The sequence below is a fragment of the Pseudomonas sp. OV546 genome (assembly GCF_900116845.1).
Lineage (GTDB): Bacteria > Pseudomonadota > Gammaproteobacteria > Pseudomonadales > Pseudomonadaceae > Aquipseudomonas > Aquipseudomonas petroselini.
This window is the reverse complement of sequence record NZ_FPCE01000005.1, coordinates 428,574-447,188: the sequence shown is the minus strand read 5'-3', so window position 1 is coordinate 447,188 and position 18,615 is coordinate 428,574. Positions and strand designations below refer to the sequence as shown.

Annotated in this window: 19 protein-coding genes and 1 pseudogene; 11 read left to right on the top strand and 9 right to left on the bottom strand. The window is 61.1% G+C overall.

Annotation, left to right across the window (positions count from 1 at the left end; all coding sequences use genetic code 11):
- Window positions 1-7 precede the first annotated feature (7 nt).
- On the top strand, window positions 8-895 hold the full coding sequence (mmsB, locus tag BM403_RS14860) for a 3-hydroxyisobutyrate dehydrogenase (protein WP_093543401.1): 888 nt from the start codon (window positions 8-10) through the stop codon (window positions 893-895).
- Here mmsB and BM403_RS14855 read toward each other — a convergent pair.
- Complete coding sequence (locus BM403_RS14855) at window positions 882-1,631, bottom strand: T3SS effector IpaJ family cysteine protease (RefSeq protein ID WP_085983637.1); 750 nt, start codon at window positions 1,629-1,631, stop codon at window positions 882-884. The two genes, mmsB and BM403_RS14855, sit on opposite strands and share 14 nt — an antisense overlap.
- Before the next feature lie 162 nt (window positions 1,632-1,793).
- Entirely contained in the window at window positions 1,794-2,138 is a 345-nt protein-coding gene (locus tag BM403_RS14850; RefSeq protein ID WP_015885872.1) for a cupin domain-containing protein, read from the bottom strand.
- A gap of 240 nt (window positions 2,139-2,378) precedes the next feature.
- Between BM403_RS14850 and kynB the strand changes: the two genes are divergently transcribed.
- Complete coding sequence (gene kynB / locus BM403_RS14845; RefSeq protein WP_015885871.1) at window positions 2,379-3,029, top strand: arylformamidase; 651 nt, start codon at window positions 2,379-2,381, stop codon at window positions 3,027-3,029.
- Window positions 3,026-3,883 carry a tryptophan 2,3-dioxygenase gene (gene kynA, locus BM403_RS14840; protein WP_015885870.1) on the top strand — a complete coding sequence of 286 codons (858 nt, stop codon included), beginning with the start codon at window positions 3,026-3,028 and terminating at the stop codon, window positions 3,881-3,883. Before kynB ends, kynA begins: the two co-directional genes overlap by 4 nt.
- 140 nt (window positions 3,884-4,023) lie before the next feature.
- On the opposite strand, the gene BM403_RS14835 is transcribed toward kynA, so the two are convergent.
- From BM403_RS14835 to antA, 4 genes are all read right to left on the bottom strand, one after another.
- Complete coding sequence (locus tag BM403_RS14835; RefSeq protein WP_043205891.1) at window positions 4,024-5,427, bottom strand: amino acid permease; 1,404 nt, start codon at window positions 5,425-5,427, stop codon at window positions 4,024-4,026.
- Between the two features lie 71 nt (window positions 5,428-5,498).
- Window positions 5,499-6,506, bottom strand: a complete 1,008-nt coding sequence (gene antC / locus BM403_RS14830) for an anthranilate 1,2-dioxygenase electron transfer component AntC (protein ID WP_093543398.1) — start codon at window positions 6,504-6,506, stop codon at window positions 5,499-5,501.
- A 258-nt stretch (window positions 6,507-6,764) separates the two neighbouring features.
- Complete coding sequence (gene antB / locus BM403_RS14825; protein ID WP_015885867.1) at window positions 6,765-7,256, bottom strand: anthranilate 1,2-dioxygenase small subunit; 492 nt, start codon at window positions 7,254-7,256, stop codon at window positions 6,765-6,767.
- Window positions 7,256-8,647: an anthranilate 1,2-dioxygenase large subunit gene (gene antA, locus BM403_RS14820; protein ID WP_046035179.1), complete on the bottom strand. Its 1,392-nt coding sequence runs from the start codon at window positions 8,645-8,647 to the stop codon at window positions 7,256-7,258. Before antA ends, antB begins: the two co-directional genes overlap by 1 nt.
- Window positions 8,648-8,958: 311 nt before the next feature.
- Between antA and BM403_RS14815 the strand changes: the two genes are divergently transcribed.
- Complete coding sequence (locus BM403_RS14815) at window positions 8,959-9,945, top strand: AraC family transcriptional regulator (RefSeq protein ID WP_093543396.1); 987 nt, start codon at window positions 8,959-8,961, stop codon at window positions 9,943-9,945.
- Here BM403_RS14815 and BM403_RS14810 read toward each other — a convergent pair.
- Window positions 9,942-10,817 carry a LysR family transcriptional regulator gene (locus tag BM403_RS14810; RefSeq protein WP_015885864.1) on the bottom strand — a complete coding sequence of 292 codons (876 nt, stop codon included), beginning with the start codon at window positions 10,815-10,817 and terminating at the stop codon, window positions 9,942-9,944. The genes BM403_RS14815 and BM403_RS14810 overlap by 4 nt on opposite strands.
- 114 nt (window positions 10,818-10,931) lie before the next feature.
- Here BM403_RS14810 and BM403_RS14805 point away from each other — a divergent pair, with 114 nt between their 5' ends.
- The 3 genes from BM403_RS14805 to catA are packed head-to-tail and all read left to right on the top strand — an operon-like array spanning window position 10,932 to window position 13,333.
- Entirely contained in the window at window positions 10,932-12,059 is a 1,128-nt protein-coding gene (locus BM403_RS14805) for a muconate cycloisomerase family protein (RefSeq protein ID WP_046035182.1), read from the top strand.
- 12 nt (window positions 12,060-12,071) lie between these two features.
- Window positions 12,072-12,362 carry a muconolactone Delta-isomerase gene (gene catC, locus BM403_RS14800; protein ID WP_093543394.1) on the top strand — a complete coding sequence of 97 codons (291 nt, stop codon included), beginning with the start codon at window positions 12,072-12,074 and terminating at the stop codon, window positions 12,360-12,362.
- A gap of 41 nt (window positions 12,363-12,403) precedes the next feature.
- Window positions 12,404-13,333 carry a catechol 1,2-dioxygenase gene (gene catA / locus BM403_RS14795; protein WP_015885861.1) on the top strand — a complete coding sequence of 310 codons (930 nt, stop codon included), beginning with the start codon at window positions 12,404-12,406 and terminating at the stop codon, window positions 13,331-13,333.
- A 65-nt stretch (window positions 13,334-13,398) separates the two neighbouring features.
- Here catA and BM403_RS14790 read toward each other — a convergent pair whose 3' ends face one another.
- Window positions 13,399-13,872, bottom strand: coding sequence for an Lrp/AsnC family transcriptional regulator (locus BM403_RS14790; protein ID WP_015885860.1), 474 nt, complete (start codon window positions 13,870-13,872; stop codon window positions 13,399-13,401).
- 144 nt (window positions 13,873-14,016) lie between these two features.
- Here BM403_RS14790 and kynU point away from each other — a divergent pair, with 144 nt between their 5' ends.
- Together kynU and BM403_RS14780 are read left to right on the top strand one after the other, a co-directional pair.
- Entirely contained in the window at window positions 14,017-15,267 is a 1,251-nt protein-coding gene (gene kynU / locus BM403_RS14785; protein WP_093543391.1) for a kynureninase, read from the top strand.
- Window positions 15,268-15,429: 162 nt separating this feature from the next.
- Window positions 15,430-16,836 (top strand): amino acid permease, encoded by a 1,407-nt coding sequence (locus BM403_RS14780; RefSeq protein ID WP_093543389.1) that lies wholly within the window; start codon window positions 15,430-15,432, stop codon window positions 16,834-16,836.
- Here BM403_RS14780 and BM403_RS14775 read toward each other — a convergent pair.
- Entirely contained in the window at window positions 16,782-17,678 is an 897-nt protein-coding gene (locus BM403_RS14775; RefSeq protein WP_093543387.1) for a LysR substrate-binding domain-containing protein, read from the bottom strand. The two genes, BM403_RS14780 and BM403_RS14775, sit on opposite strands and share 55 nt — an antisense overlap.
- An 83-nt stretch (window positions 17,679-17,761) precedes the next feature.
- On the opposite strand from BM403_RS14775, the gene BM403_RS14770 reads away from it, so the two are divergent.
- Both BM403_RS14770 and BM403_RS32170 read left to right on the top strand, forming a co-directional pair.
- Window positions 17,762-18,529, top strand: a complete 768-nt coding sequence (locus BM403_RS14770) for a sulfite exporter TauE/SafE family protein (protein WP_093543441.1) — start codon at window positions 17,762-17,764, stop codon at window positions 18,527-18,529.
- A pseudogene (locus BM403_RS32170) lies at window positions 18,523-18,606 on the top strand (NADPH quinone reductase MdaB); the annotation flags it as partial. The gene BM403_RS14770 and the pseudogene BM403_RS32170, both read left to right, overlap by 7 nt.
- Between the last annotated feature and the right edge of the window lie 9 nt (window positions 18,607-18,615).

Sequence of the window (18,615 nt, the reverse complement as noted above, 5' to 3'; positions counted from 1 at the left end):
GACGACCATGAAGATTGCATTTATCGGCTTGGGCAACATGGGCGCGCCCATGGCCCGCAACCTGATCAAGGCCGGCCACGCGCTGAACCTGTTCGACTTGAACCAGACGGTGCTCAAGGAACTGGCCGAGCTGGGCGGCACCATCAGCGCTTCGCCACGCGATGCGGCGAAAGACGCTGAGCTGGTGATTACCATGCTGCCGGCGGCGGCGCATGTGCGCAGCGTATGGCTGAATGACGACGGGGTTTTGGCTGGCATCGGCAAAGGTGTACCGGCGGTGGATTGCAGCACCATCGACCCGCAAACCATCCGCGACGTAGCGGCTGCGGCGGCCAAGCAAGGTGTCGTCGTAGCCGACGCCCCGGTCTCCGGTGGCACCGGCGGCGCCGCCGCAGGGACGCTGACCTTCATGGTCGGCGCCACTCCGGAACTGTTCGCCACCCTGCAACCGGTGCTGGCGCAGATGGGCCGTAACATCGTGCATTGCGGTGAGGTGGGCACCGGGCAAATCGCCAAGATCTGCAACAACCTGTTGTTGGGGATCAGCATGGTCGGCGTCAGCGAGGCCATGGCCCTGGGCGATGCGCTGGGTATCGACACGCAAGTGCTGGCGGGAATTATCAACAGCTCCACCGGGCGTTGCTGGAGTTCCGACACCTACAACCCATGGCCTGGCGTGATTGAAACCGCGCCGTCGTCCCGTGGCTATACCGGCGGGTTTGGTGCCGACCTGATGCTCAAGGACCTGGGCCTGGCCACCGAAGCCGCGCGCCAGGTGCACCAGCCGGTAATCCTCGGCGCCGTGGCCCAGCAGCTGTATCAGGCGATGAGCCAGCGCGGGGAGGGGGGCAAGGACTTTTCAGCGATTATCAACAGCTACCTTAAAACCAATTAAGGGGAGGGGGGCCGGCGTAAGGCTGGCTCCCGGCTTTTACACCCGTGTTTAAGGGGGCCAATTTGGCAACGATTGAAATCCCGGAAGGGTAATAGCCGAGTGCCCTGCCCGCGGCTTTTTTAAGCCTATTGTTCAACGCGGAAAAGTTTTTTTGGTTCTCGCCGGTTGCGGGATCCATATAGCTGCCGTCTGCCCGCTGTACCACCCAGTGCAATCCGATTGGCAAGCCGACACACGACACCGCCATGGCCTCTAGTTTTACCTCGTTGCTGTCAAGTGCTGGACCCGGCAGGTCAATAGGGCAGCCAATGCCTCTGAGCTTGTTTTCGATCGTCGGATAAAGCCAGTTCAACCCGGCGACAAGCATGCCCGGGTTCTTTTCCACCTTCATGTCCAAGCCCAAAAGCCTTCCCGCGATGACAAGACTGTCCGGCATCGAATAACCGGCTTGTTCCAGGTCGGTCTGCCCGTGCCTGACGGTTGTGCAGCCGCTGGTGATCCTGTACAGGTCGCTTTCACAACGATTGTCCAACTCCAGTGTGTCGACGCCTAAATGCTCAGACATTGATCCGGTAAGAACCGGGATTTTATCGACCCCCAGTTCTTTGGCCGCGCACAGCAGGGCAGCCGCGCCGCAGGAGTTGGGAAACACCTGCTTTTTGGCAATTTGGCTGACCGAGTCTGGCGGTTGGTGGATGACTGAGGGCCAGGCAGTTGGGGGCGCGGTACGGATCATGATTACCCTCTGGCGACTGTTCAATTCGCTTGATGAAGTCAGTCCAGATCTTGTCGATCAGCCCACGGAAGGCCTGTAGGAAAGCACTTAATACGCCATGAGTTTGGGCCTTAAAGAGCGCACTGGGCCGAATCCGTGTTCAGTGCGCCAAGGCATAGCGGGTCAAGCAAACACAAAATACTTACGCACCGTCTCGACCACTTCCCACGTCCCCTTCATCCCCGGTTCCACCACGAAGATATCCCCAGCCCGCAGGTGAATCGGCTCCATGCCTTCTGGCGTGATGATGCAGTAGCCTTCCTGGAAGTGGCAGTATTCCCACTTCACGTAGTCCACGTACCACTTGCCCGGTGTGCAGATCCAAGTGCCCATGATCTTGCTGCCGTCTTCGCTGGTGTAGGCGTTGAGGTTGACGGTGTGCGGGTCGCCTTCGAGTTTTTCCCATTTGCACGCGTCCAGGACCGGCAGTGGGTGGGTGTCGCGCAGTACGGTGATGGGCTTGGACATGATGACTCCGAGGCAGGGAATGGAAAGATCCACCCTAAGGCCTTGGGCGTTGCACCAGTGGTCTGAACTCGACATCGGGATGCCCAGAAGCGCAGCGGTATTTATTTGATATAACCCATCACCAATCCGCTATTTCCTCGCAGTAAGTGCGAAAGATTTCCCGCTTCACGCCAGAATTCGCAAGAAAATTCGCAGCTGGCCCTCGTATCATTCACCCCAGTAACCGCCGAGAGCCTGCAAATGAACCCAATAAAAACGTGGTGGGATATCAGCCCGCCCTTGAGTACGGCGACCCCGACCTGGCCGGGAGACACGCCGTTCCAGGAAGAGCGCGTGTGGCAGTTCGGCCCGGAGTGTCCGGTGAATGTCGGGCGCATCACCTTGTCGCCGCACACCGGCGCCCATGTGGATGCGCCGCTGCATTACAGCGCCGACGGTGCACCGATCGGTGAAGTGTCGCTGGACGTGTACATGGGGCCGTGCCGGGTGCTGCATTGCCTGGACAGCGGCGCGTTGGTGCAGCCGCATCAGTTGGAAGGGCGTGTGGATAACGTGCCCGAGCGTGTGTTGCTGCGCACTTATCCACAAGCGCCGCTGACCGAATGGGATGCGGACTTCACTGCCATTGCCCCGCAAACCATCGAGCTGCTGGCCAGCCTGGGGGTGCGCCTGATCGGTATCGATACACCCTCGCTGGACCCGCAGCAGTCCAAGACCATGGATTCCCACAACGCCGTGGCCCGCCATGGCATGGCGATTCTTGAAGGCATCGTGCTCGATGACGTACCGGAAGGCGACTATGAACTGATCGCGCTGCCGCTGCGTTTTGCCCACCTGGACGCGAGCCCGGTCCGCGCCATTCTCCGTCCGCTCAAGGAGCCCACGCGATGAGCCAATGTCCTTTCTCTGCTGATTACCAGCCGCCCGAAGAATGGCATAACGCTGAACTGAATTTTTCCGAGTCCATGAGCTACGGCGATTATCTGGACCTTGGCAAAGTCCTCAGCGCCCAGCACCCGCTGTCGCCGGACCACAACGAAATGCTCTTCATCATCCAGCACCAGACTTCCGAGTTGTGGATGAAACTGATGCTCCACGAACTCAAAGCTGCCCGCGAGCACGTACGACTGGGCGAGTTGCCGCCGGCGTTCAAGATGCTGGCGCGGGTGTCGCGGATCTTCGATCAACTGGTGCACGCCTGGGCAGTGCTGGCGACGATGACGCCGTCGGAATACAAGGCCATCCGCCCGTTCCTGGGGCAGTCGTCGGGGTTCCAGTCGTTCCAGTACCGCGAGATCGAATTTATCCTCGGCAATAAAAGTGCGGCGCTGTTGCGGCCTCACGCCCACCGGCCGGAGCTGTTGAACGAGCTGAAAGTGGCGATTGCCACGCCGTCGCTGTATGACGAGGCGATCAACCTGATGATCAAGGCGGGCCTGGCGATTGATCCCAAGCGTGCCGAGCGTGACCCGACGGCGGCGACGGTTCACGATGAATCCGTGGAGGCGGCGTGGCGGGAGGTGTATCGCGACCCGAACCGTTACTGGGATTTGTATCAGTTGGCCGAGAAGTTTATCGACTTGGAGGATTCGTTCCGCCAGTGGCGCTTTCGCCATGTGACCACGGTGGAGCGGATCATTGGCTTCCAGCCTGGTACCGGTGGTACCGAAGGCGTGGGGTATTTGCGCAAGATGCTCGATACCGTGCTCTTCCCCGAGCTATGGCGAGTACGCTCCACGCTCTAAACAAAAAGCCCCGGATTACCGGGGCTTTTCATTATGAAATGCAATCAACTGTGGGAGCTGGCTTGCCTGCGATCGCATCACCTCGGTCTCACTGGAAACCGAGTCGCCTGCATCGCGGGCAAGCCCGGCTCCCACAGGGATCACTGTGTGTTGACTACCGCGTTACTCCTGCGAACCCGCAACCGATAGGCCACATAGATAATCCCCACCCACACCGGCATCGCATACACCGACTCACGAATCCCCGGGATCGCCAGCATCACGCTGATGATCATCAGCATGAACGCCAGGCACAGGTAGTTGCTGAACGGGAACCAGAAGGTCTTGAACGACGGCGTCACGCCTTGCTCGCCCATGGCTTTGCGGAACTTGATGTGGGTGATGCTGATCAGCGCCCAGTTGATCATCAGCGAGGCAACCACCAGCGCAAACAGCAACTCCAGGGCACTTTGTGGCGCGACGTAGTTGACCACCACGCACAGCATCGTCACCAGTGCCGAAATCGCCAGCGCCCGCAGCGGCACGCCTTGCTTGTTGAGTTTCATCAATGCCTTTGGCGCATCGCCTTGCTCGGCCAGGCCGAACAGCATGCGACTGTTGCAGTACACGCCGCTGTTGTACACCGACAGCGCCGCGGTCAGCACCACGAAGTTGAGGATGTGCGCGGCGGTGTCGTTACCGATCAGCGAGAAGATCTGCACGAACGGGCTACCACTGTAGGCATCGCCCGACGCGCCGAGGGTTTGCAGCAGTTGGTCCCACGGGTACAGCGACAGCAGCACGGTGAGCGCGCCGACGTAGAAGATCAGGATCCGGTACACCACCTGGTTGATCGCTTTCGGGATCACTTTGCGCGGCTCGCTGGCCTCGGCAGCGGTGATGCCTACCAGCTCCAGGCCACCGAACGAGAACATGATGAACGCCATGGACATCAACAGCCCCATGCCGCCATTCGGGAAGAACCCGCCGTGGCTCCACAGGTTGCTGACCGAGGCTTGTGGGCCGCCGGTGCCGCTGAACAGCAAGTAGCAGCCGAGCGCGATCATGCCGACAATCGCCACCACCTTGATGATCGCAAACCAGAACTCGGCCTCACCGAAGAACTTCACGTTCAGGGTGTTGATCAGGTTCACCGCCACGAAGAACACCAGTGCGCTGACCCAGGTCGGGATTTCCGGCCACCAGAACTGGATGTACTTGCCCACCGCCGTCAGTTCGGCCATGCCCACCAGCACGTAAAGTACCCAGTAGTTCCAGCCCGCCAGGAAGCCTGCGTAGCCGCCCCAGTATTTGTGGGCGAAGTGGCTGAAGGAACCGGCTACCGGCTCTTCGACGATCATCTCGCCAAGCTGGCGCATGATCAGGAACGCGATAAAACCAGCAATCGCGTAGCCCAGGATCATCGACGGCCCCGCCGACTTGAGTACCCCAGCCGAGCCGAGGAACAACCCCGTACCAATCGCCCCTCCCAAGGCGATCAGTTGAATGTGCCGGTTCTTCAGGCCACGCTTGAGGCCTACCGGGTTAACCATGTCATCCGCCATTAACATTCCCTTCTACTTGTTTTTCTCAGGGTTGAGTGCACGCCGCATCAGCCCCTCAGAAGTGCTGAGGGTCAGATATTACTCTGCGTGAACTTTTCGTAATACAACTGAACGCCATCAAGTGCCTGATCCGCCAGCCATTGTTGGACGGATTCGACCATTGGCGGGGGGCCGCACAGGTACATATCCGCCGATCTGTCCCGCAATTCGGCCAGGTCAAAATGCTCGGTCAGGTAGCCGCGCTTGCCGGGCCAATCCTCTGAGGGGGCGCTGAGGACTTCGGTGTAGCGGAAGTCCGCGATGCTTGAGGCGTAGGCCTGGATGCGCGCCGCTTCGCACAAGTCCTCGGCACCGCGCACGCCATAGTAGAGGTGCACGGGTTGGTCGCAGCCATTGGCGGCCAGTTCGTCGAGCATGCCCAGCAAGGCCGATAACCCGGTTCCGCCTGCCACCAGCACCAAGGGTTTGGTGACGTGACGCAGGTAGAAGGCGCCGAGGGGCGCTTCCATCAACAGCTCATCGCCCACCTGGCAGCGCTCGCGCAAGTAGTTGCTCATCACCCCGTCGGGCAACAGTCGCACCAAAAACTGCAATTGGTTGCCCGCAAGGTTGGCGAAGGAATACGAGCGCCAACTGTCGGTGCCAGGTACCGACAGCCGTGCGTATTGGCCCGGTAGAAAATCCAGCGCCTGATCCAACTGTACCTGCAGGATCGCCGTACTGGTCGACACCTGCTGTACCGCGCTCACCGTGCCACGTACCTGCACTGGTCCCGGCGCATTGCACAGGCTCGAATCAAAGTCGAAATAGAACGTCGCATCGGACTTCACACGCGTCTGGCAACTGAGCATTTTGCGTTGTTGCAGGTCGAGGCTGGAGAGGGCTTCCTCATCCACATAGTCCTGGCTGTAGTCGCCGGATTCGCAGCGACCCTGGCAGGTGCCGCACACCCCTTCGCGGCAATCCAAGGGGATCTTGATGCCGTTGCGCAGCGCTGCATCCAGCAGGATTTCATTCGCACCCACCGGGAAAAACAGGGTCTTGCCGTCGGCAAAACTGAAGGCCACTTTGTGATTCATGTGTTGTTCTCTGCCTATTTATGACGTACGCACGGCCTGTTGTGGTGAGCGTGCTTTTTGTGGTGAGCGGGCTTGCCCCGCGCTGGGGCGCGTAGCGGCCCCAATAAAGTCACCGCATTTCTCCAGTCAAACCGTAGTGCCTGCACCAGGGGCCGCTGCGCGCCCCAGCGCGGGGCAAGCCCGCTCACCACAACAAGCCCGCTCACCACAACAAGCCCGATCACCACCACAACAAGGGTGCTCGCCACAAAGGCGCGTCTAGAGGTGATAGAAATCCAGCACCGAGTTGATGGTGTCGTTGAGCAGCAGCGCGTGCTTTCGGGTGATCAACCAACTGTCGCCATCAGGCTTGAGGGTGTAAGTGGCGTGGCCGTAAAACTGCTCCGACGTGGCCAAGCGATAGAACAGCGTGTGCCAGTTCAGTTTCACCTCCAACGTGCCCTCCGCCCGCTCGGCGATGCGCACGTTGTTGATCAGGTGCAACGTGCGCGGCATCGGCGTGGCCGACGCCGCCTTGCCGGTGCGCAGGCGGAATACGCGGTCTTCCAGGCCCGAACGGTTGGCGTAATAGATCAGCGACATCTCGCGCTTGGGGTCGCGGGTGTAGACGTGTTCCGAATCCCACTGCGGCAGGTGGAATTCACTCTGCGGGTCGAACAGCTGCACATAGGCGTCCCAGTCCTGCGCATCGCACAGCTCGGACTTGCGGTAGAAGAACTGCTCGATCTGGTACTGCAATTGCGCATTCATCATTCCACCTCCCGCAATTTCAGCGCTTGGTTATCGAGGCCCTTGAGCAGGAACTGCTGCCAGTTGCGATGCTGGTTCACGTAGAGGCCTTCGTGGGTGAATTCGGTGCCGGTCATCGCCGGTTGGATACCGATGGCTTCGCTGTTCGGCGTGGGGCCGGTTTCCCAGCGGTGGCTGCCGCGTGAGATATCGCTCCAGCGTTCAAGACGGCCCTGGAAACCGCGCTGGGCTTCGCGGAACTCCACCAGGTCATCCGGCGTGCCCATGCCGGACACGTTGAAGAAATCCTCGAACTGGCGAATGCGGTTTTCGCGGTCGGCGTCAGACTCGTTTTTCACCCCCAGGCACTGGCTGATGATCTCGGTCTTGTTCCACGCCACGGGGCGGATGATGCGCAGTTGCGAGCTGATCTGGTCGAGAAAGAACAGGCTCGGGTAGATATTCAAATTGCGCAGGCGGTGCATCATCCATTCGGCTTTTTGCTGGCCGTGTTCTTCAATCAGGCGCGGCATGATGGTGGCGTAGCCGGAGCGCACGCTGGGGTTGGGCATGTCGCTGAACAACAGGCTATGGCCGTTGTTGAAGGCGAACCAACCGTCATCGGTGTTGGCGTCGCCGGCGCCAAGCTTGCTGTAGTCCAGGGTGCTGCCTGCGCTAGCGCCATGCTCGGTGTTCACCTGTTGGCGATGCTGCACCGTGGCCACGTAGTTGTAGTGCACGGTGCTGACGTGATAACCGTCCAGGCCGTTTTCGTTCTGCAGTTTCCAGTTGCCGTCGTAGGTGTAGGAGGATTTGCCGGGCAGCACTTCCAGCTCACCGGTGGCGGACTGCGCGACCATCATGTCGAAGAACACGGTGGCATCGCCCAGGAAGTCTTCCAGGCTGTCGGTGCCCTTCACGTCCAGGCTGATGAACACAAAGCCTTTGTAGCTCTCGATACGCGCCTTTTTCAGGCCGCGTGTGGCTTTGTCGAAGCCCGCCGGGTATTCCCCCGGCGCCTTGACCTTCACCAGCCGGCCATCGCTCTTGTAGCACCAGGCGTGGAACGGGCAAGTGAAGGTGGACTGGTTGCCTTTGCCGACCCGCGTCAGGGTGGTGCCACGGTGCTGGCAGGCGTTGATCAGCGCATTGAGCCGGCCTTCGCCATCGCGGGTGATGATCATCGGCTGGCGCCCGGCGCGCATCGTTACGAAGTCGTGGTTATGGGCCAGTTCGCTTTCGTGGCAGGCATAGATCCAGTTCTTTTCGAAGATCAGTTCCATTTCCAGATCGAACAGTTCCGGCTCGGTGAACATGTCGCGGGCGATACGGAATACTTCGTCTGCCGGCCGAAAGTCCAGGCAGCCTTCGATAAACGTTTTCCACTGCTCGACGCTTCTTGCACCACTCATGGGAGGCACCTTTTTGATAGGGGCTAATCGGTGGTTTATTAGAGGCAGCGGGGCACGGCGCGGGCTATCCGCTTAATGGGGGAACCTGGGCCGAAAAATGGGCAGCAAATACCCAACCCGGTGCAGCACGGTGACGGGATGCGCTACTGTCTGGCAGGGCAATTGTCGGAAAAGACCGCTTCTTATCCACTTAATCGACCGTTGCTATCCACCCAGTGGCCATTGCGCTGGCGTGGCGCATTACTTGCTGTCCTACACCAACGACGCGCCGCCAGAGCGCGCAACAGCCTAACCGCCGTGGGTGCACCCTGATGAGCAGCCAAACGATTCAACGCTTCGACCTGGAAGGCGCCCGCAGCTGGATGTCCGGCATTTGCGGGCCCCATCGCCTGGCCACCGCCACGCCTGAGCGCCTGCGTTTTCACCACAGTGCCAACGTGTTCAAGTCCCGCGCCACCACCTTGGGCGTGATCGAGTACGGCACGGACGTGACCATCGACATCGAAGACGCCGAGCACTTCAGCAGCTACAGCCTGAGCCTGCCCCTGGTGGGTGAGCAGGAGCTGAGCAAGAACGGTGAACGCCTGAGTTCCAACCGCGACCAGGGCGTGATCATCTCGCCCAACGAGCATCAGGTGCTCGCGATCTCCGGCGACTGCCGCAAGTTGCAGGTGGTGATCACGCGCGCGGCCATGAGTGAGTCGCTGGAAGGTTTGCTGCAACGGCCGATTGACGCGCCGTTGCGCTTTGAGTCGGTGATGGACGCGGTAGAGGGGGCGTCGGCGTCGTGGTGGCGCATGGCGCGTTACTTCATCGCCGAGCTGGAGCACGGCAGCGAGCTGTATGAGCAGGCTGCCTTTACCCGTGACCTGGAAAGCTCGCTGATCAAGGGCCTGATCCTGGCCCAGCCGAACAACTACTCCGAAGAACTGCGCGATGTCCTCGGCGTGAAGCTGCCGCATTACCTGATCCGCGCCCGCCAGTACATCCACGACAACGCCCGCGAAGCCGTGCACCTGGAAGACCTGGAAGCCGCTGCGGGGGTGTCGCGTTTCAAGCTGTTCGATGCCTTTCGCAAATACTTCGCCCTGTCGCCCATGGCCTATTTGAAGAAGTACCGGCTGAGTGCGGTTCGCCAGGAAATCCTTGAGCACGGCTCCACCCGCACCATCTCCGAGATCGCCCTGGGCTGGGGCTTTACCCACCTGGGACGGTTTTCGGCGGAGTACCGCAAGCTGTTTGATGAGTCGCCGAGCCAGACGTTGCAGCGCAATGATGCGCGCCGCCTGCGTGGCTAGATCAACTCTTCCACCAGTTGCAGGCAATGACTCAACCCCGGCGACTGATCATGCACCCGCCGGCTGAGAATGATCGGCGACGTCGCCGTGGCTTCCACAATCGGCGTATAGCCAATATCCGCGCGGTGCAGCACCTGCACCGAGGCGGGTACCAGCGTCACGCCCATGCCGGCGCCGACCAGGCCGATGGCGGTCTGCAACTCGTTGGTCCACTGCGCCACCTTGAGGCCCAAGCCATGGGCATCAAACAGCGCGATCACATGGTCGGCATAGCTGGGGCGCGGGTTGCCGGGGTAGAGCACAAACGGTTCGGCGGCCAGTTGAGCAAGCGTGGCCGGCGCGCCCAGCAGCGGGTGGCCAGCGGGCAGCACGGCGACCAGCCGGTCCTCGACCAGCACGCGCTGGACAATGGCCGGGTCGTCGATACGAATCCGCCCGAACCCCACATCGATCCGCCCAGCCTTGAGCGCTTCAACCTGTTGCAAGGTGGTCATTTCCGACAGCCCCAACTCCAGCTCCAGCGCCTCATGGCTGCGCAGTCGCCGAATCAATTCCGGCAGCACGCCGTACAGGGTCGAAGGCGCAAAGCCGATGCCCAGCCAGGTCTTTTCACCCAGGCCGATACGTCGCGTGTTGTCGCAGACCTTGTTCAGTTGTTCCAGCAGCGCATTGGCGTGTTCATAGAAAAACCGTCCGGCTTCGGTCAGCCGCAGCGGTCGGCTACGTTCGAGCAAAATGACGCCCAGCTCATCCTCCAATTGCTGGATCTGTCGGCTCAACGGCGGCTGGGCGATGTGCAGGCGTTCGGCGGCGCGGGTGAAATTCAGGGTTTCCCCCAGCACCTGGAAGTAGCGCAGGTGACGCAGTTCCATAATGGCTCCTTTCATACCTTGCGGGTATTGCTCGAGACCCATTCTATATTGGAAGCCTTTAAAGTTACGGGACAGAATCGGCTCAAACCTAAAAAGAACCCAGCGGGTATAGCCATGCCGATTTGCCCCATCGAGTCGATCGACACGATCATTGTCGACCTCCCGACCATTCGCCCGCACAAGCTGGCGATGCACACCCTGCAAAACCAGACCCTGGTGGTTATCCGCCTGCGCTGCGCCGACGGCATCGAGGGCATCGGCGAAGCCACCACCATTGGCGGCCTGAGCTACGGCAATGAAAGCCCCGACAGCATCAAGGTCAACATCGACCGCCACTTCGCGCCGCTGCTGATCGGCCAGGACGCCAGCAATATCAACGCCGCCATGTTGCGCCTGGAGCGCAGCATTCGCGGCAACACGTTTGCCAAGTCCGGTATCGAAAGCGCCTTGCTCGATGCCCTTGGCAAGCGCCTGAACCTGCCGGTCAGCGAACTGCTCGGTGGCCGCGTGCGCGAGGCACTGCCGGTGGCCTGGACCCTGGCCAGCGGCAACACCGAAAAGGACATTGCCGAGGCGGAAAAGATGCTCGACCTGCGCCGCCATCGCATCTTCAAATTGAAAATCGGTGCTGGCGAAGTCAGCCATGACCTGGCCCATGTGCTCGCGATCAAAAAGGCCTTGGGTGACCGCGCCAGTGTGCGCGTTGACGTCAACCAAGCCTGGGACGAAGCGGTGGCACTGCGGGCGTGCAAGGTGCTCGGCGACAACGGCATCGACCTGATCGAACAGCCCATCTCACGCAACAACCGTGGCGGCATGGCGCGGCTTAATCTGTCGAGCCCGGCGCCGATCATGGCGGATGAATCCATTGAGTGTGTCGAGGATGCGTTCAACCTGGCCCGCGAAGGCGCGGCGTCGGTGTTCGCCCTCAAGATCGCCAAGAACGGCGGCCCCCGCGCGGTGTTGCGCACCGCGGCGATTGCTGAGGCAGCAGGGATCGGCCTGTATGGCGGCACCATGCTCGAAGGTGGCATCGGCACCCTGGCGTCGGCGCATGCTTTCCTCACGCTGAACAAACTGGCGTGGGACACCGAACTGTTCGGCCCGCTGCTGCTCACCGAAGACATCCTCACCGAGCCACCGGTGTACCGCGATTTCCAACTGCATGTCTCCAACGCACCGGGCCTGGGCCTGGCCATTGATGAAGAGCGTTTGGCGTTCTTCCGTCGTGACAAACACTAAGAGGCGCCCGCCATGTTGTTCCACGTAAAAATGACCGTGAACCTGCCCATCGACATGAACCCCGAGCGCGCTGCCAGCCTCAAGGCTGACGAAAAAGCGCTGGCGCAGCGGCTGCAGGAGCAAGGTAAGTGGCGCCACCTGTGGCGCATCGCCGGGCACTACGCCAACTACAGCGTGTTCGACGTCGACAGCGTGCAAGAGCTGCACGACCTGCTGATGCAACTGCCGCTTTACCCCTACATGGCCATCGAAGTGAACGCCCTGTGCCGGCACCCGTCGTCGATCCATGAGGACGACCGCTAGGCCGGTGATGCACCCAATAATGACAAGATGAGGAATGCACCATGTCCACCCGACTGTCCCAGACTGCCCATGCCCAACAGTTTCTCGAAGAAGCCAGCGGCAACCTTAACGACGCCGGCAACCCGCGCACCAAGGCGCTGATCTATAGGATCCTGCGCGACACCGTGAACATCATCGAAGACCTCGACGTGACCCCGGAAGAGTTCTGGAAGGCGGTCAATTACCTCAATGAGCTGGGCAAGCACCAGGAAGCCGGTCTGCTCGCCGCCGGGCTGGGCCTGGAGCATTATCTGGACTTGCTGATGGACGCCGCTGATGAAGAAGCTGGTAAATCCGGCGGCACCCCACGCACCATCGAAGGCCCGCTGTATGTGGCCGGTGCGCCGTTATCGAAGGTCGAGGCGCGGCTGGACGATGGCCAGGACGACGCGGTCCCGCTGTTCATGCGTGGGCAGGTGCGCGACACCGACGGCAAGCCGCTGGCGGGGGCGATTGTGGACGTGTGGCAGGCCAACACCGGCGGTACGTATTCGTGGTTTGATCCGACGCAATCTGAATTCAACCTGCGCCGACGCATCGAGACCGATGCCCAGGGCAACTACCGATTCCGCAGTATCGTGCCATCCGGCTACGGCTGCCCGCCGACCGGGCCGACTCAGCAGTTGCTCGATCAACTGGGGCGCCACGGGCAACGGCCGGCGCATATCCACTTCTTCATTTCGGCGCCGGGGCATCGGCACCTGACCACGCAGATCAACCTCTCGGACGACCCGTACCTGCATGATGATTTTGCCTACGCGACGCGGGATGAGTTGATCGCCGAGATTCGCTTCAGTGAGGATCCGCAGCTGGCGCGCGAATTTGGCGTGGAGGGGCGGTTTGCGCAGATTGATTTTGACTTTGAGTTGCAGGTGGCGGATGCCCCGGTGGAGCAGAAGCGCATGCAACGCGTCCGTGCCCTGGAAGATTGATCAACGCGGTCAAAAAGTGTGGGAGGGGGCTTGCTCCCTCCCACATTTGACCCGTGGTGTTGCTGCTACTTACGCACGACCAAGTCGAGCACCTCATCCCGATCCTTGATCTTCTGCAACACAATCTCCGAGCGAATATCCATCACCCCCGCCGTGCGGTTCAGGTGGTTCACGATAAAGTCCGAAAAGTGCTTGAGATTGCGCGCCTGCACCCGCAGCACATAGTTGCTGGCACCGGTGATTACATACGCACTGGCGACTTCCGGCCAGCCCTGCACCTTCTTGATAAACGTCTCGTGCCAATCCTCCACATCCTGGCGCAGGGACAGGTGCACGATGGCCTCCAGCTCGATCCCCAACTGCTCGGCATTCAGCACCGCGCGGTAGCCGCAGATGATGCCTTCGCTCTCCAGCAGACGCAGACGGCGCAGGCACGCGGAGGGCGACAGCGCGACTTTTTCCGCCAGTTCCTGGTTGCTGATGCGGCCATCCTGTTGCAGGAAATGCAGGAGGCGCAGGTCGGTGGCGTCAAGAATCATGGTTAGAATAAATCCGCGTATTTGGGGGTTAAATTCGAATTTCCTACAGCTTAATTAGCCTGTTGCCCGTCACTTTGCACGAAAATTCTCTAAAACTTCGTTCAAAATTTGGTCCATTCTTAATTATAAAAACCAGGACAGCCCATGACCACTCGAAGCCATTGCCAAGCCCTCGACGCACAGGACTCGCTGGCGCCATTGCGCAGTCAGTTCGCCTTGCCCGAGGGGGTGATCTACCTCGATGGCAACTCCCTCGGTGCCCGTCCGGTGGCGGCGTTGGCGCGGGCGCAGGCGGTGATTGTCGAAGAGTGGGGCAATGGCCTGATTCGCAGCTGGAACAGCGCCGGTTGGGCGGACTTGTCCCAGCGCCTGGGCAACCGCCTGGCACCGCTGATCGGTGCGCGTGACGGCGAAGTGGTGATCACCGATACCACCTCCATCAACCTGTTCAAGGTGCTCAGCGCCGCGTTGAGCGTGCAGCGTCAACGCCAGCCGAATCGCAAGGTGATCGTCAGCGAGGCGAGCAACTTTCCCACCGACCTGTACATCGCCGAGGGCCTGGCCGAACTGCTGCAACACGGCTATTCCTTGCGCCTGGTGAACAGCCCGGACGAATTGCCCCAGGCCATTGACCAGGACGTGGCGGTGGTGATGCTCACCCACGTCAACTACAAGACCGGCTACATGTACGACATGCAGGCGCTGACCGCCCTGAGCCATGAGTGTGGCGCGTTGAGCCTCTGGGACCTGGCGCACTCGGCGGGCGCAGTGCCCATCGACCTGCATCAGGCCGGTGCCGATTACGCGATCGGCTGCACCTACAAGTACCTCAACGGTGGCCCTGGCTCCCAGGCATTTGTGTGGGTCAACCCGGCGTTGGTGGACCTGGTGCGTCAGCCGCTGTCGGGCTGGTTCGGGCACACCCGGCAGTTCGCCATGGAATCGACTTACGCACCGAGTGCCGGTATCGCACGCTACCTGTGCGGCACGCAGCCGATCACCTCGCTGGCGATGGTGGAGTGCGGCCTGGAGATTTTTGCCCAGACCGACATGGCCAGCTTGCGCAGCAAATCCCTGGCGTTGACCGACCTGTTTATTGCGCTGGTGGAAACGCGTTGCGCGGCCCATGAACTGGTGTTGATCACCCCGCGTGAGCACGCCCGGCGTGGTAGCCATGTGAGCTTCGAGCACCCTGAAGGCTACGCCGTGATCCAGGCCTTGATCGCCCGTGGCGTGATCGGTGACTACCGCGAGCCGCGCATCATGCGTTTCGGATTTACGCCGCTGTACACAAGCTTCACTGAGGTCTGGGACGCCGTGGAAATCCTCGGCGACATCCTCGACAACCACACCTGGAATCAGCCGCAATACAAAGTCCGTAACAGCGTCACCTGACACAACGCCGATCAAACTGTGGGAGGGGGCTTGCCCCCGATGGCGTCGGGCCAGTCAACCTATAGCTACCTGACACACTGCTATCGGGGGCTTGCCCCCTCCCACAGGGGTTCTGCGTGAATATCCAAACGGTGCAATCACAATAATAAAGGGGCACACCACGTGACCACGCCAGACAAGGGCTTTGCCGAGATCACCCACCGCGAACTGGGCCTGCGGCGCCAGCTCACTTCCGGCCAGATGAGCATGATCGCCATCGGTGGCGCCATCGGCACCGGGCTGTTCATGGGCAGCGCCTACGCCATCGGTTATGCCGGGCCCAGTGTGCTGGTGAGCTACGCCATCGGCGCGTTGATTACGTTGCTGCTGATGGGGTGCCTGGCGGAGATGACGGTGGCCCATTCCACCTCGGGCTCCTTCGGCGCCTACGCCGAGTTCTACATCAGCCCGCTGGCCGGTTTCCTGGTGCGCTACGCCTACTGGGCGGCGATTGTGCTGGCGGTGGGCGCCGAGGTCACGGCGGTGGCGATGTACATGAAGTACTGGTTCGCCAACGTGCCGGAATGGGTGTGGATCGTGTCGTTTTCCAGCGTGCTGATCCTGCTCAACGCCATCAGCGTGAAGACCTTCGGTAACTTCGAATACTGGTTCTCGACGATCAAGATCAGCGCCATCGTCGGCTTCATCCTCCTCGCCGTGTACGTGGTATTCGGTTCCGGCAACCCGGACTACGGCGTGCAGAACTACACGGCCCACGATGGTTTTTTCCCCCATGGCCTGAGCGGCATGTGGATCGCGGTGATCGTGTCGATCTTCAGCTACCTGAGTGTGGAGATGATCGCGGTGGCCGCCGGTGAAGCGGCGGACCCGGAACAGGCAGTGAAGAAAGCCTTCCGCGCCACCCTCGTGCGGCTGGTGGTGTTTTATCTGCTGACCCTGGCGCTGATGCTGGCCATCGTGCCGTGGAACCAGGCCGGGCAGACCCAAAGCCCGTTCGTCACAGTGATGCAGACCATCGGTATTCCCGGCGCCACCGGGGTGATGAATTTCGTGATCCTGATCGCGGCGCTGTCGGCGATGAACAGCCAGCTTTATATCACCACGCGCATGATGTTCAGCCTTTCCCGCGCCGGCTTTGCGCCCAAGTCCATGGGCGCCTTGAGCAAGAGCGGCATTCCGCTGAACGCGTTGCTGCTGTCCAGCTCGGGCATTGCCCTGGCGACCTTGCTGAACGTGGTGTACCCGGAAAGCTCGTTCACCCTGATGATGGCGATCTCGATGTTTGGCGCGATCTTTACCTGGTTCATGATCTTCCTCACGCACCTGTGCTTCCGCCGTTACCGCAGGCGCCATGGCGGGCCGAAGCTGTCGTTCGAACTGCGGCTGTTTCCCTACAGCACGCTGCTGGGCCTGGTGCTGATGGGCGCGGTGATGGTGACCACCTATTTCACCGAGGCGTTCAAGATGACGTTGGTGTTTGGCGTGCCGTTCCTGCTGATTCTGTCGGCGGTGTACTACGGGTTTTTCCGCAAGGGCAGGGCCAAGGCGTCGAACAAGGCTTTGGCGTAACCGGGCAGATGCTCAAATGCGCGCGCGCAGAGCAGTAGCCGGCGACAGGCCCAGTCCTCCGTGAGCGGCTGGGCCTTGAAGCAGCGCTCTGAGCGCCAACGCTCCAGTGCCGCCTGGGGCACGACACCCAAGCCGGCGCCACGGGCGACCATGCGAATCACCCCATCAAACCCCTCGGCACGGATGCGTGTCTGCAAGCGGAAACCGGCGTGCAGCGCCTGTTCTTCCAGGTACACCGCCAGGGCGCTGTCAGCGGCCAGGCCGACGTAGTCGTGTTGAAGGCTGTCGATGAAGCTCACGTGTTGGGTGGTGAGCGGATGGTCCAGCGGCATGATCAATACCAGCGGGTCATCGCGAAACGGCAGGGTTTGCAGGCCGTGGGTGTCGACGGCGTCGGAAATGATCCCGAGGTCTGCCGTGCCCTGGCGCAAGGCCTGGGTGATGCGCAAGCTCGGCAGTTCCTGCAGGTCGATATCGAGGTTGGGATGCTCGCGCAAAAAGTCCGCCAGCAGTTCGGGCAGGTATTCGCTGAGGGCGGTGGTGTTGCACAGCAGGCGCACCTGGCCTTTGACGCCGTTGGCGTATTCCGCCAGGTCCTGTTGCAGGTGCTCGGCCTGTTGCAGCAACAGCCGGGCGTGACGGGCGAGGGCTTTACCGGCGGGCGTGGGTGTGACGCCACGGCGGCCGCGTTGAAGAAACTCGATACCCAGCGACGCCTCCATTGCACGGATACGCGCACTGGCGGCGGCCAGGGACAAATGACTGCGGGCCGCCCCGGCGGTGATGTTGCCGGTGTCGACGATGTGCAGGTAAAGGCGCAGGTCTATCAGGTCAAAGTGCATGGGCACCAGCCTCAGGCAAAACAAGAGTCTGCCTCAGTATATGGCGCATTTTCCAACGTGCCTCAATGCTCGACAATCCGCCCATGAATACCTTCCTCGCGTTCTACCAACATATCGGCCCCGCCTTGACGCTGCTGGTGATCGGCACCTTCCTGCTGGCCGGTACTGTCAAAGGCGTGATCGGCCTCGGTCTGCCCACCGTCGCCATGGGCCTGCTCGGCCTGGCTATGCTCCCGGCGCAGGCAGCCGCATTGCTGATCATTCCCTCGACCGTCACCAACCTGTGGCAACTGGCATTCGGCGGTCACCTGAGCGCCTTGATCAAGCGCCTCTGGCCGATGCTGCTGCTGATCTTCCTCGGCACCGGGCTTGGCACGTTATGGCTGGGCATGGACGGGGGTGGCTGGGTCGTTCATGCGCTGGGCGGGGCGTTGCTGGTGTATGCACTGAGCGGCTTGTTCCTGCCCTCGTTCAAGGTAGCGCCGCACACCGAACGCTGGCTGGGCCCGCTGTGCGGGGGGATCACCGGCATCATCACCTCGGCGACCGGTGTGTTTGTGATTCCTGCCGTGCCGTATCTGCAAGCCCTCGGCTTGAGCCGTGATCAGTTGGTGCAAACGCTGGGGCTGTCATTCACCGTGTCGACGCTGGCACTCGCTGCCGGGCTGGCCTGGCGCGGCACTTTGGGCGGTGGAGAGCTGAACGCGTCATTGCTGGCGCTGGTGCCGGCACTGTTGGGCATGTGGCTGGGCCAAGTGGTGCGCCAGCGCATCAGTGCGCTGTTGTTCAAGCGCGTGTTCTTCATCGGCATGGCGTTGCTCGGCGGCCATCTGCTGATCAGTGGGACGTGATGAAGCGCCCGGCGATCGAGGCTCATGTGGTGCGCTACGAGCAGCATCTGGCGCAGGTGTTCAATTTCTCGGTGTAAGCTGCTGTG